Raw genomic sequence first — 13,405 nt, forward strand, 5'->3', positions numbered from 1 at the left:
GCTCCCGCCGTTCCGGGGGCGTGCTCCGTACCCCGGCCGCGGGCGCGCGTCACTCCTGGGCGGCCAGCGCGATCCCCAGCGGCGTCCGCTCGTACAGCACCTGGTGCCCGTAGCGGCGCGAGGTCAGCAGTCCGGCCGCCCGCAGCACCGACAGGTGCTCCGACACCGACGACGGCGCCAGGCCCAGCCGGTGCGCCAGCACGGTCGGCCCGGCCGGCTCGTCCAGCGCGCACAGCACCTCCGCCCGCCCCCGCCCGAGCAGCCGGGCCAGCGCCTGCGGGGTGCTCGCGCCCGGCTCCGTCCACAGGCCCCCGATGCCGCGCGCCGGGTAGATCACGGCCGGCAGCCAGGGGTCCTCGAAGCCGCCCACCGTGTCCGGCCAGACGAACACGGACGGCATCAGGACCAGCCCCCGCCCGCTCAGCACCCGTGAGTGGGCGCTCCTGGTCCCGCTGACCGTGAGCGTGGAGTCCGACCAGCTCAGCCGCGGGCTCAGCTCACCGAGCAGCCGCTCGAACCCGACCGCCGCCAGCCGGCGCGAGTGGTACGCCACGTCCGCCTCCAGCAGCGCCCGCAGCCGGGGCCAGTGCGGTTCGATCAGCAGCCGCCAGGCCCGCTCCAGCAGGTCCGCCAACTCCCGCACGGCGCGCGCCGGGTCGGCGAGCAGCGCCCGCCCCGCGGCCGAATCCCGCGCCTGCGGCCGCTGGTCGAGCGAGGCCGCGATGTCCTGCCGGGCCAGCTCCGGATCGACCGACCGCACGGCGGCGATCTCCTCGTCGAAGGAGGCGAGCGGGCCCATCGGCGGCGGCGAGAAGAAGTCCGGGCAGTGCCCGCCGTCCGGCATCAGCAGCCACAGCGGCCCCAGTTCGAGACCGGCCGCCGCGTCCCGGATGCTCCGCAGCCACGGCAGGTGGTAGCCCTGCTGGGCGGGCCGCGCCAGCACCCGTACCGCCGCCTGGGTCTCGAACAGGGGCGAGAGCGCGAAGCGGCAGCGCAGCAGATCGCTCTCGTCGAAGTGCAGCTGGAAGGACATGGGCGGACCCCGCGAAGATTCGGCCGGTGCCGAAAGTCTACGGGGCGGGCGGGCCGGTACCGCAGGCTGCGGCCATGCCGAGAGACACCACCGATCCCCGGCCGGGCAGCCCCGGCGACCCCGGAACCCCTGCCCGGCCCACCGGACCGGCCGCACTCCCGGCCCCGCCCCCGGAGCGCACCGGCCCCCCTGACCCGAGCCGGCCACCGGCGCTCCGGGCCGGCGGCGGGACACCGCAGACGCGCGAGGCGCGCGAGACACCTGATACGTCCGAGACACCCGTGGCACCCGACACACCAGCGGCACCCGACACACCAGCGACGCGCGGGTACCGGCCCGTCTTCGCCGTCCGTGAGTTCCGCGCGGTGTTCGCCGCGCATCTGCTCTCGCTCCTCGGCGTCATCGTCAGCGAACTCGCCCTCACCGTCCTCGTCTACGACCTCACCTCCTCACCCCTGCTCAGCGCGCTGACCTTCGCGCTCGGCATGCTCCCGTACCTCGTCGGCGGCACCCTCTTCGCCGGGATCGCCGACCGCTACCCCGCCCGCCGGGTGCTGGTCGGCTGCGACCTGGTCTGCGCGGCCTGTGTCGCCGTGATGGTCCTGCCGGGCACCCCCGTCGCCGGACTGCTGGTGCTGCGCTGCCTGGTCGCGGCCGTCTCGCCGGTCTTCACCGGGGCCCGGATGGCCGCGCTCACCGACATCCTGGGCGAGGGCGAGCTGTACGTCCTGGGGCGCTCGCTGCTGCGGATCGTCTCGCAGGGCTCGCTGCTCGCCGGATTCGGCGTCGGCGGGGTGCTGCTGACCGTGGTCTCGCCGCGCGGCGCGATCACCGTCACCGCCGTCACCTTCCTCTGCTCGGCCGCGCTGCTGCGCTTCGGCACCCGCGACCGGCCCGCCCGCACGGGGGACGGGTCCGGCTCCTCGCTGCTGCGCGACTCGCTCTCCGGCGCCCGGCTGGTCCTCGGCCACCGCCGCGTCCGCGCGCTGATGCTGCTGTTCTGGCTGCCCCCGATGTTCATCGTCGCGCCGGAGGCGCTGGCCGCGCCGTACGCCGACGAGATCGGCGTCGGCCCGGCCGCGCTCGGGCTGCTGATGTGCGCGATGCCCGTCGGGCACATCGCCTCCGAGCTGTACGCGGGTTCCGCGCTGCGGCCCCGGACCCGGGAGCGGATCGTGCTGCCGCTCGCCGCCGCCGGTCTGCTGCCCCTCCTGGTGTACGGGCTGACGCCGGGCGTCGCCGGGGCCGCCGCCGCGCTCGTGGTGGCCGGCGCCTCCTCCGCGTACGTGATCGGCCTCGACCAGTGGTTCGTGGCGGCCGTCCCGGAGGAGCTGCGCGGGCGTGCGATGACCCTGCTCACCGCCGGGCTGATGACGATCCAGGGCGTCGGGATGGCGCTCGCCGGGCTCGCGGCGGAGTTCTTCCCGGTGCACGGGGTGGTCGCGGGGGCGGCCGTGCTGGGCACCCTGTGCCTGTTGCCGCTGGTGGCCGAGGTACGCAGAACCGCGCCCGGAACCGCGTCCGGGGCCGGACCCGTAATCGCACCCGGGAACGGGACCCGGACCGAAGTGCGAGACAGGGAGGACCGGCAAGTTCCCCATGGGTAAGGTCGTGGCCGTGCCGAAGCCGCTCAGCCTTCCCTTCGATCCCATCGCCCGCGCCGACGAGCTCTGGCAGCAGCGCTGGGGCCCCGTCCCGTCCATGGGCGCGATCACCTCGATCATGCGGGCGCAGCAGATCCTGCTCGCCGAGGTGGACGCCGTCGTCAAGCCGTACGGGCTGACCTTCGCGCGCTACGAGGCGCTGGTGCTGCTCACCTTCTCCAAGGCCGGCGAGCTGCCGATGTCCAAGATCGGTGAGCGGCTGATGGTGCACCCGACGTCGGTGACCAACACGGTGGACCGGCTGGTGCGCTCCGGCCTGGTCGACAAGCGCCCCAACCCGAACGACGGCCGGGGCACGCTTGCGTCGATCACCGACAAGGGCCGCGAGGTCGTCGAGTCGGCCACCCGAGACCTGGTGGCGATGGAGTTCGGGCTCGGGGTGTACGACGCCGAGGAGTGCGCCGAGATCTTCGCGCTGCTGCGGCCCCTGCGCATCGCCGCGCAGGACTTCGAGGAGATCTGAGAGACGCGGTTCCGGAGCCCGGCCCGCTGCAAGATCGCCCGGCACGTCCGGTTACGCTCGATGGCATGAAACGCAGTGTGCTGACCCGATACCGGGTGATGGCTTACGTCACCGCCGTCATGTTGCTGATCCTCTGCGTGTGCATGATCTTCAAATACGGCTTCGACAAGGGTGAGGGCCTGACGCTCGTCGTCTCCCAGATCCACGGTGTGCTGTACATCATCTACCTGATCTTCGCCTTCGACCTGGGGTCCAAGGCGAAGTGGCCGATGGGGAAGCTGCTCTGGGTGCTGATCTCGGGCACCATTCCGACGGCCGCGTTCTTCGTCGAGCGCAGGATCGTCCGTGAGGTCGAGCCGCTGGTCGCCGACGCGACGCCGGCAGCCCCTGCGAACGTCTGAGCGATTCCCGATGAACCGCCCCGCGCGAAGCGCCGGGCGGTTTGTCATCGACATTTACTAGGACGTCCTAGTAAATTGGCGGGCATGGACGCTGAAGCGATCGAGGAAGGCCGCCGCCGCTGGCAGGCCCGTTACGACAAGGCCCGCAAGCGTGAGGCCGACTTCACCACGCTGTCCGGGGACCCGGTCGAGCCCGTGTACGGCCCCCGGCCGGGGGACGCGTACGAGGGCTTCGAACGGATCGGCTGGCCCGGTGAGTACCCCTTCACCCGGGGGCTGCACCCGACCGGATACCGGGGCCGCACCTGGACCATCCGCCAGTTCGCCGGCTTCGGCAACGCCGAGCAGACCAACGAGCGCTACAAGATGATCCTGGCCGCCGGCGGCGGCGGGCTGAGCGTCGCCTTCGACATGCCGACCCTGATGGGCCGCGACTCCGACGACGCCCGCGCCCTCGGCGAGGTCGGCCACTGCGGCGTCGCCATCGACTCCGCCGCCGACATGGAGGTCCTGTTCAAGGACATCCCGCTCGGCGACGTCACGACGTCGATGACCATCAGCGGTCCGGCCGTCCCCGTCTTCTGCATGTACCTGGTCGCCGCCGAACGCCAGGGCGTGGACCCGGCCGTCCTCAACGGCACGCTCCAGACGGACATCTTCAAGGAGTACATCGCGCAGAAGGAGTGGCTGTTCCAGCCCGAGCCCCATCTGCGCCTCATCGGCGACCTGATGGAGCACTGCGCGAGCTCCATCCCCGCCTACAAGCCGCTCTCCGTCTCCGGGTACCACATCCGCGAGGCCGGGGCGACGGCCGCCCAGGAGCTGGCGTACACCCTCGCCGACGGCTTCGGCTACGTGGAGCTGGGCCTCTCGCGCGGCCTCGACGTGGACACCTTCGCTCCCGGCCTCTCCTTCTTCTTCGACGCGCACCTCGACTTCTTCGAGGAGATCGCCAAGTTCCGCGCCGCCCGCCGCATCTGGGCCCGCTGGATGAAGGAGACGTACGGCGCGAAGACCGACAAGGCGCAGTGGCTGCGCTTCCACACCCAGACCGCCGGTGTTTCGCTCACCGCGCAGCAGCCGTACAACAACGTCGTACGCACCGCCGTCGAGGCGCTGTCCGCCGTCCTCGGCGGCACCAACTCGCTGCACACCAACGCCCTCGACGAGACCCTGGCGCTCCCCTCCGAGCAGGCCGCCGAGATCGCGCTGCGCACCCAGCAGGTGCTGATGGAGGAGACCGGCGTCGCCAACGTGGCCGACCCGCTGGGCGGTTCCTGGTACGTGGAGCAGCTCACCGACCGCATCGAGGCAGACGCGGAGAAGATCTTCGAGCAGATCAAGGAGCGCGGCACCCGCGCCCACCCGGACGGGCAGCACCCGGTCGGCCCGATCACCTCCGGCATCCTGCGCGGCATCGAGGACGGCTGGTTCACCGGCGAGATCGCCGAGTCCGCCTTCCGCTACCAGCAGGCGCTGGAGAAGGGCGAGAAGCTGGTCGTCGGCGTCAACGCGCACCACGGCTCGGTCACCGGCGACCTGGAGATCCTCCGGGTCAGCCACGAGGTCGAGCGCGAACAGGTCCGCGCGCTCGGCGCCCGCAAGGAGGCCCGCGACGACGCCCGCGTCCGGGCCGCCCTGGACACGATGCTGGCCGCCGCCCGCGACGGCTCCAACATGATCGCCCCGATGCTCGACGCGGTCCGCGCGGAGGCGACCCTGGGCGAGATCTGCGGCGTCCTGCGCGACGAGTGGGGCGTCTACACAGAACCGGCGGGCTTCTGACCGTACGGGCGCGGCAGCGCACCGCCCGCCGCGCCCAGGCCCGCCAGTAGGAGCAGGGTGAAGCGGTGGGCCCAGTCGGCGTCTACGGGCTCGCCGCTCACCAGCGTCCGGTGCACCACCGCGCCGGCGATCACGTCGAAGACCAGGTCCGCCGTCAGCGCGGCCGTGGCCTCGTCCGGCTCGACGGGCAGCTCACCGCGCTCCTGGGCGCGCTGCCGGCCCTTGAGGACGAGGCGCTTCTGCCGGTTGACGATCGAGTCGCGGATGCGGGCCCGCAGCGCCTCGTCCCGCGTGGACTCGGCGACCACCGCCATCAGGGCGGTCCGGGTCTCCGGCCGCTCCAGGAGGGCGGCGAACTGGAGCACCACCGCCTCCACATCGGCGGCCAGGCTGCCCAGGTCCGGCATCTCCAGCTCGTCGAAGAGCACCGCGACCGCGTCCACGACCAGTTCGTTCTTGCCCGCCCAGCGCCGGTAGAGGGTCGTCTTGGCGACCCCCGCCCGCGTCGCCACGTCACCCATCGTCAGCTTCGACCAGCCGAGGTCCACGAGCGAGGCGCGGGTGGCCTCCAGGATGGCCTCGTCGGCCTCGGTGCTGCGCGGGCGTCCCGATCGTGCGGGTTTGGGGTGGCTGCGGCTGAGCATGCCGTGACCATACCCGCCAGTAGGTAAATCCGACCGGGACCGCTCCCCGTGAGAGAGATCACCGAACACTCTTGTGCATCAGGGGGCGTGGCCAGTTACGCTACGGGTCGTAGCGTAAGGCGGCGGTCCGGACCGTCCCGGACGTTACGACGAACGACAGCCACAGGCGCCGGGTGGGGACCGGGTGCCGACCGGGTCATTCAGGGGCCCAGAACCGTGTCTGTCCGTGCCCCCCGCACACCGGCGAGGGCTGCGGACGGGTGCGGTTCGCGTATCGCTTTCCGGAACAGCGTGCCGAGGGGGGAGGATGTACGCATGCAGCCCAGAAACATGTCCATGAGCGGCGTCGTCGACCTCGCCGCGGTGAAGGCGGCCGGTGAGGCCAAGGCGAAGGCGGAGCAGGCCCGTGCCGAGTCCGCGCGCCAGGGCGGCCCGGCGGCCGTTCCCGCCTCCTCCCTCGTCATCGACGTCAACGAGGCGGGCTTCGAGAACGACGTCCTCCAGCGCTCCGCAGAAGTGCCCGTCGTCATCGACTTCTGGGCCGAGTGGTGCGAACCGTGCAAGCAGCTGGGCCCGCTCCTGGAGCGCCTGGCCCACGAGTACAACGGCCGCTTCGTGCTGGCCAAGGTCGATGTCGACGCCAACCAGCTGCTGATGCAGCAGTTCGGCATCCAGGGCATCCCCGCCGTCTTCGCGGTCGTCGCCGGACAGGCGCTGCCGCTGTTCCAGGGCGCGGCGCCCGAGGCCCAGATCCGCCAGACCCTGGACCAGCTGATCCAGGTCGGCGAGGAGCGCTTCGGCCTCACCGGCATCGCGGTGGACGCCGCGGCGCCCGGCGAGGCCCGGGCGGCGGCCCCGGCTCCGCCCGGCCCGTACGACTCGCTTCTGGAGGCGGCCGCGCGGGCGCTCGACGCCAACGACTTCCCGGGCGCGGTCCAGGCGTACAAGAACGTCCTGTCCGACGACCCCCACAACACCGAGGCCAAGCTGGGCCTGGCCCAGGCCGAGTTGCTGGCCCGGGTGCAGGCGACGGACCCGCAGAAGGTGCGTACGGACGCGGCGGAGAAGCCGGCCGACGCGGACGCGCAGATGGCGGCGGCCGACCTCGACCTCGTCGGCGGCCATGTGGAGGACGCGTTCGGCCGCCTCGTGGAGACGGTGCGCCGCACGTTCGGCGAGGACCGCGACCGGGTCCGGCTGCGGCTGCTCGACCTCTTCGAGGTCATCGGCCCGGAGGACCCGAGGGTGGGCGCGGCGCGCACCGCGCTGGCGCGCGTCCTGTTCTGACCGGTTGGTCCGGTCGGATTGTGCTGAACTGACAACACGGCCGCGGCGGCCTTCGGGCGCCGCGGCCGTTTTCGCGATCAGGCGATAAGAGTAGGCCCTGCTTTACCAAATCTTGATAAAAGCACGGCCTGTTACTCGCAGTAAATCGATCTTGGCGATGTGCCCCGTTTCACTCGCTGTTACCCTCTTTCGTCCGCCGACCCGGGGCCACCCTGTGTGGCCGCTCGATGCCGGCAGGTCGCGGCCCGGCAAGGGGGGCGTTACCAGCGAGTAACGAACCCTCTTGTGTCCCGGCCGGGAATGGACCACGATCGGCCACGCTCGGTCCAATAACGCCAGTCCGGCTGCCAGTCGGGTGGGGCGGCTCCGTTGGGTCCCCACCGAGTGGGTCGGCGGCAGTGACGCCGGCTCCGGACAGGGGGGTTCCTGCCGGTCGGCAGGGCCTGTCCGAATCGGGTCGCGCACACGCGTGACCAGTGGTTGTCGCTCGGGGGTGATCGCCGGTGGTGCGGACGCGTGACACGCCTCCGCTCGCGGGCGCTCTCCTTTCCGAGGACGTAGCACTTCTCCCATCCCAGGTCGGGCAGGATGCCGGACCGGAGATGTACGTCCGAGAAGGAGGAAAAGTATGAGTTCCCAGGTTCGCGGTGGCACGAGATGGAAGCGCTTCGCTGTCGTCATGGTGCCGAGCGTCATAGCCACCGCCGCGGTCGGCGTCGGCCTGGCGCAGGGCGCGCTCGCCGCGTCGTTCAGCGTCTCGGGGCAGGAGTTCAAGGTCACGGCCAAGGAACTGAACGGTGAGAACTTCGTTCAGTACGGCAGCATCGCGACCGAGGGCGGCGCCGACCCCATGAAGGACGGCAAGGGCCACGCCGTTGCCGTCTCCGGGTTCAGTCACGCCACCATCAACACGATGTGCCAGTCGATCGTCACCCCCAACCTGCCGTTCGGGCTGGGCAACGTGACGCTGCGGCTGACCGCCGGTGACCCGGGTAATGCCACGGGCGAGGAGAAGAAGAAGAAGCTGGTCGACGCCACCGGCCTCTACCTCGACGTCTCGGACCTCCAGGCCAACGCCGAGTTCACGGGCATGGACATCGGTGTCCGCGCGGGCGATCTGGAGAATCCGGGCATCCAGCCCGGTGCCGACAAGTGGGTCAACCCGAACGGGTTCGCGCAGCGGGCCAAGACCGCCAAGCTGACGGACGTCAAGCAGCGGGCGTGGGCCACCACCGCGGGCACGTTCAAGCTGCCGGGTCTGCACCTGGCGCTGTCCAGGGGCGTCAACGAGTGCTACTAGGGCACTAGCCGGCCCTGGGCGGCCGGGAGCACGCAGTGGTTCCCGGCCGCCCACCCCTCCTCCTCACCGCAGTACCGGTTCCCAGGGAGCTGTTTTCCATGAGCCCCGAATCCCAAGGGCAGAACGAGCACTACCTCACCGTCGCCCGGCGCGGCTTCCGTACCTGGCGGGGTAACCGGCCGTTCTGGGCCGGACTGTTCACCATGCTGGGCGGCTTGCCCATCATGTACTTCCCGTACGCGAACATGCACCTCGGCAACGTGACGCTGGCGATGTCCACCACCGCCGGCGCCGGTTCGCTGATCATCGGTGTCCTGCTCGTCACGCTGGGCCTGACGATGTGGTTCCACAGCATCGTCCGCGTGTTCTCCGGTGTCGCGGCCATTCTGCTGGCCCTCGTGTCGATACCGGTCGCCAACATCGGCGGCTTCCTGATCGGCTTCGTCTTCGCCCTGCTCGGCGGCGCGCTCTCCGTGTCGTGGATGCCGGGCGAGGAGCCGACCGCGGAGGCGCCCGAAGCGGCCCCGGAGACCGTCTCGTTCGCGAAGGACGAGCAGCCGGCGGCCCCGCTCCCCGAGGGCGCGCTGCACGGCGCCGGCCTCCCCGAACAACAGCAGGCCCCGTACGACGCGGTGGCCGAGACCGACGGCGGGGGGCATCGTGCGGGGTGATGACATGAACCGCGCGGACGAGTCCGGGCTCCGGGAGGAACGCCGGGGACCCCGCCACGCCGCGCCCAGGAAGTCGCTGCTGACGAAGCTCCACATGCCGTCCGGCAAGAAGGCGTTCGCGCTCGCCGCGATGCCGACGGCGGTGTTCGTGGGGATGGGGCTCACCCCCCGCCTGGCGATGGCCGACGACGCGACGGACATCCCCTTCGCGCCCGGCCCCTGTGTGACCCGCTCCGACGAGCCGAGCGAGTCGGTGGAACCGACGCCCTCCGCGTCGAAGACGCCGTCCGCCTCCGCGAGCGCGACCAGCACGCCGGCCCCGACGACGAGCGGCGCGGCGACCCCGAAGCCGACCGCCACGGGCGCGCCGGCCGACACCGCGAAGAAGACCACCGAGGTCGCCCCGGCCGACACCCCGGCCGACACCGCGGCCGAGACCCCGGCCGCCACGCCCTCGCCCACCAAGTCGGTCAACCCGCTCGACCCGCTGGGCCTGGGCGACGCGCTCAAGGACCTCTTCGACGGCCCGGACAAGGACCCCGGCAAGGACGCGGAGACGGCGAGCCCGTCCCCCACGCCCACCACCGCGAGCCCGAAGCCGACGGCGTCCGCCACCCCGGACACCGCCCCGGAGAGCACCCCGGACACCGCCCCGGACCCGAAGGACGAGCCCGCCGAGAAGGCCGACGACACGGCCGGGAAGACCACCGGCACGACCACCGAGGCCATCCGAGAGGCGGCCGGCCGGGCGGGCCGCACGGTCGAGGAACTCGACGAGGACGTCAAGGGCACCGACGCCAAGAAGGACGAGGACATCCCGGACGGCGCCAAGCAGCCGTTCCCGTGCCCGACCGCGGACCCGGAGGCCCTGGCCAACGCGAAGCTGGAACCGGGCATCCCGAACCTGCCCAGCGACCCGTGGATTCTGGAGAGCTCGCTGCTCACCCTGAACGGGCTCGACTACAAGGGCATCGTGGAGGTGCGGACGGGCGACGGCACCGTCAAGAAGGTGCTGAAGTTCACCGCGTCCTCGATCGACATCAAGGACCTGCACCAGCTGACGGTCGGCCCGATGCCGGGCGTCACCGGCCATGTGCAGGCGCGGAAGGGCTCCACCTCCACCATCAGGAACGGCACGGTGACGATGTACACGGAGGAGCTGAAGGGCAACCTCTTCGGCCTCATCCCGATCACCTTCAGCCCGCAGTCCCCGCCCCCGCTGAACGTCCCCTTCGCCTTCTTCACCAAGGTGAAGGTCACCCAGGCCGGCCAGTTCGGCGGCACCCTGACGATCCCCGGCCTGCACAACTACTTCACCGAGGACGGCGCCTGACGCACTCGGCGTGGTACGACGACGGCCCGGCACCCCCGCAGGGGTGCCGGGCCGTCGCGCCGCTCGGGGTCAGCCCTGGTCCTGGCCGCCCACGTGGTGGACGCGGACCATGTTCGTGGTGCCGGGGACGCCGGGGGGCGAGCCGGCCGTGATGACCACCGTGTCACCGGCGTTGTAGCGGTTCAGCTTCAGCAGCTCCGAGTCGACCAGGTCCACCATCGCGTCCGTGTTGTCCACGTGCGGGACGACGTGCGCCTCGACGCCCCAGCTCAGGGCCAGCTGGTTGCGGGTGGACTCGTCCGTGGTGAAGGCCAGGATCGGCTGGGCGGCGCGATAGCGGGACAGGCGGCGGGCCGTGTCACCGGACTTGGTGAAGGCGACCAGCGCCTCGCCGCTGAGGAAGTCCGCGATCTCGCAGGCCGCGCGGGCCACCGAACCGCCCTGGGTGCGGGGCTTCTTGCCCGGCACCAGCGGCTGGAGGCCCTTGGAGAGCAGCTCCTGCTCGGCGGCGACCACGATCTTCGACATGGTCTTGACGGTCTCGATCGGGTACGCGCCGACCGAGGACTCCGCGGAGAGCATGACCGCGTCCGCGCCGTCCAGGATCGCGTTGGCGACGTCGGACGCCTCGGCGCGGGTCGGGCGGGAGTTGGTGATCATCGACTCCATCATCTGGGTCGCCACGACCACCGGCTTGGCGTTGCGCCGGCACAGCTCCACCAGGCGCTTCTGCACCATCGGGACGCGCTCCAGCGGGTATTCGACGGCGAGGTCGCCGCGGGCGACCATCACACCGTCGAACGCCATGACGACGCCCTCCATGTTCTCGACGGCCTGCGGCTTCTCCACCTTGGCGATGACGGGGACCCGGCGGCCCTCCTCGTCCATCACCTTGTGGACGTCCTTGACGTCGTTCGCGTCCCGGACGAAGGAGAGCGCGACCAGGTCGCAGCCCATCCGCAGCGCGAAGCGCAGGTCGTCGACGTCCTTCTCGGACAGGGCCGGCACGTTGACCGCGGCGCCCGGCAGGTTGATGCCCTTGTGGTCGGAGATCACCCCGCCCTCGATGACGATGGTGTGGACCCGGGGGCCCTCCACGGATACGACCTTCAGCTCGACGTTGCCGTCGTTGATCAGGATCGGGTCGCCCTTGGCGACGTCGCCGGGCAGACCCTTGTAGGTCGTGCCGCAGATCGACTTGTCGCCGGGGACGTCCTCGGAGGTGATGACGAACTCGTCCCCGCGGACCAGTTCGACCGGGCCCTCGGCGAACTTCGCGAGGCGGATCTTCGGGCCCTGGAGGTCGGCGAGCACGCCGACCGCCCGCCCGGTCTCGGCGGCGGCCTTGCGGAGCCGGTCGTAACGACCCTGGTGTTCCGCGTGGGAGCCGTGACTGAAGTTGAAACGGGCCACGCTCATGCCGGCCTCGATCAGAGCGACGAGCTGCTCATGGGAGTCGACGGCGGGGCCGAGGGTGCAGACGATTTTCGAACGGCGCATGGGGCGAATCCTATCGGTTTGTTTCGCTGCGGAATATTCCGGCTGGCGGAAGATACAAAGGGGCGGGGGTCCGCTCAGTTGTCGACCAGTGCGAAGGTCTGCGTGGCGATCTCCAGTTCCTCGTCCGTCGGCACCACGGCGACCGCGACGCGTGCGTAATCCGGTGAGATCAGCCGCGGCACCGCGGACCGTACGGCGTTCAGATCCGCGTCCACCGCCAGGCCCAGTTCCTCCAGACCCGCGATCGCGGCCTCCCGCACCGGGGCGGAGTTCTCCCCGACCCCCGCGGTGAAGACGACGGCGTCCACCCGGCCGAGGACCGCCGTATAGGCGCCGATGTACTTCTTCAGCCGGTGGACGTAGATGTCGAAGGCGAGCGCGGCCCGCTCGTCGCCCTCGTCGATCCGGCGGCGGATCTCCCGCATGTCGTTGTCGCCGCACAGCCCCACCAGGCCGCTCCTCTTGTTGAGCAGGACGTCGATCTCGTCCGCCGACATCCCCGCCACCCGCTTCAGATGGAAGGTGACGGCCGGATCGATGTCCCCGGAACGGGTACCCATGACCAGCCCCTCCAAGGGGGTCAGCCCCATCGACGTCTCCACGCACCGGCCGCCCGCGACCGCCGAGGCCGACGCCCCGTTGCCCAGGTGCAGCACGATGACGTTGACGTCCTGCGGCTCCTTGCCCAGCAGCGCCGCCGCCTTGCGCGAGACGTACGCGTGCGAGGTGCCGTGGAAGCCGTAGCGGCGGATGCGGTGCGCGTCGGCCGTCTCCACGTCGATCGCGTACCGCGCCGCGTGCTCCGGCATCGTCGTGTGGAACGCCGTGTCGAACACCGCCACCTGCGGCAGGTCCGGCCGCAGCGCCATGGCGGTGCGGATGCCCGTGATGTTCGCCGGGTTGTGCAGCGGCGCCACCGGGACCAGCCGCTCGATCTCCTTGAGCACGTCGTCGGTGATCACGGTCGGCTCGGTGAACCGGAGCCCGCCGTGCACCACCCGGTGCCCGATCGCGGCCAGCTCCGGCGAGTCCAGGCCGAGCCCGTCCGCCGCCAGCTCCGCGGCCGCCGCCTTCAGCGCCTCGTCGTGGTCGGCGATCCGGCCCTCGCGCTCCCGCGGGCCGCCCCCGTCACCGGTCAGCGGGGTGTGCACGAGCCGGGAGGTCTCCTCGCCGATCCGCTCCACCAGCCCGGCCGCGAGGCGGGAGCGGTCGCTCATGTCGAGCAGCTGGTACTTCACCGAGGACGAGCCCGAGTTGAGCACGAGCACCCGGCCCGGCTTCCCGGCCGCCGTGCCTTCGGTGGTGTTCGGGGTGGTCATACGGG

At 71.4% G+C, this 13,405-nt stretch carries 12 protein-coding genes; 8 read left to right on the plus strand and 4 right to left on the minus strand.

The features are described from left to right. Positions 1-49: 49 nt before the first annotated feature. Entirely contained in the window at positions 50-1,033 is a 984-nt protein-coding gene (locus OG710_RS21625) for an ArsR/SmtB family transcription factor (protein WP_330240787.1), read from the minus strand. 74 nt (positions 1,034-1,107) lie between these two features. Between OG710_RS21625 and OG710_RS21630 the strand changes: the two genes are divergently transcribed. The 4 genes from OG710_RS21630 (at position 1,108) to OG710_RS21645 (ending at position 5,346) form a co-directional block, all read left to right on the plus strand. Beyond that, on the plus strand, positions 1,108-2,640 hold the full coding sequence (locus OG710_RS21630; protein WP_330240788.1) for an MFS transporter: 1,533 nt from the start codon (positions 1,108-1,110) through the stop codon (positions 2,638-2,640). Between the two features lie 10 nt (positions 2,641-2,650). Next, positions 2,651-3,160 (plus strand): MarR family winged helix-turn-helix transcriptional regulator, encoded by a 510-nt coding sequence (locus OG710_RS21635; protein ID WP_026171455.1) that lies wholly within the window; start codon positions 2,651-2,653, stop codon positions 3,158-3,160. Between the two features lie 65 nt (positions 3,161-3,225). Continuing rightward, positions 3,226-3,561 (plus strand): DUF3817 domain-containing protein, encoded by a 336-nt coding sequence (locus OG710_RS21640; protein WP_111338252.1) that lies wholly within the window; start codon positions 3,226-3,228, stop codon positions 3,559-3,561. An 84-nt stretch (positions 3,562-3,645) separates the two neighbouring features. Next, positions 3,646-5,346 (plus strand): acyl-CoA mutase large subunit family protein, encoded by a 1,701-nt coding sequence (locus OG710_RS21645; protein WP_111338253.1) that lies wholly within the window; start codon positions 3,646-3,648, stop codon positions 5,344-5,346. Here the strand turns inward: OG710_RS21645 and OG710_RS21650 are convergent. Beyond that, a complete protein-coding gene (locus OG710_RS21650; protein WP_330240789.1) occupies positions 5,322-5,990 on the minus strand; it encodes a TetR/AcrR family transcriptional regulator in 669 nt (222 codons plus the stop codon). The two genes, OG710_RS21645 and OG710_RS21650, sit on opposite strands and share 25 nt — an antisense overlap. A gap of 315 nt (positions 5,991-6,305) precedes the next feature. On the opposite strand from OG710_RS21650, the gene OG710_RS21655 reads away from it, so the two are divergent. The 4 genes from OG710_RS21655 (at position 6,306) to OG710_RS21670 (ending at position 10,581) form a co-directional block, all read left to right on the plus strand. After that, entirely contained in the window at positions 6,306-7,277 is a 972-nt protein-coding gene (locus OG710_RS21655; RefSeq protein ID WP_330240790.1) for a tetratricopeptide repeat protein, read from the plus strand. Positions 7,278-7,905: 628 nt separating this feature from the next. Further along, positions 7,906-8,577: a DUF6230 family protein gene (locus OG710_RS21660; protein ID WP_330240791.1), complete on the plus strand. Its 672-nt coding sequence runs from the start codon at positions 7,906-7,908 to the stop codon at positions 8,575-8,577. 98 nt (positions 8,578-8,675) lie between these two features. Beyond that, the gene (locus OG710_RS21665; protein ID WP_111338258.1) at positions 8,676-9,248 is read left to right on the plus strand and encodes a DUF6114 domain-containing protein; all 573 of its coding nucleotides are present in this window, start codon (positions 8,676-8,678) and stop codon (positions 9,246-9,248) included. Continuing rightward, complete coding sequence (locus OG710_RS21670) at positions 9,238-10,581, plus strand: hypothetical protein (RefSeq protein ID WP_443064284.1); 1,344 nt, start codon at positions 9,238-9,240, stop codon at positions 10,579-10,581. The genes OG710_RS21665 and OG710_RS21670 overlap by 11 nt, the downstream gene beginning before the upstream one ends. 69 nt (positions 10,582-10,650) lie before the next feature. Here the strand turns inward: OG710_RS21670 and pyk are convergent, their stop codons facing one another. Next, positions 10,651-12,081, minus strand: a complete 1,431-nt coding sequence (gene pyk, locus OG710_RS21675) for a pyruvate kinase (protein ID WP_330240793.1) — start codon at positions 12,079-12,081, stop codon at positions 10,651-10,653. A 74-nt stretch (positions 12,082-12,155) separates the two neighbouring features. Beyond that, positions 12,156-13,400, minus strand: coding sequence for an acetate kinase (locus tag OG710_RS21680; RefSeq protein WP_330240794.1), 1,245 nt, complete (start codon positions 13,398-13,400; stop codon positions 12,156-12,158). Between the last annotated feature and the right edge of the window lie 5 nt (positions 13,401-13,405).

Origin of the sequence: Streptomyces sp. NBC_00525, assembly GCF_036346595.1 — a bacterium.
In the GTDB taxonomy this organism is placed as follows: Bacteria; Actinomycetota; Actinomycetes; order Streptomycetales; family Streptomycetaceae; genus Streptomyces.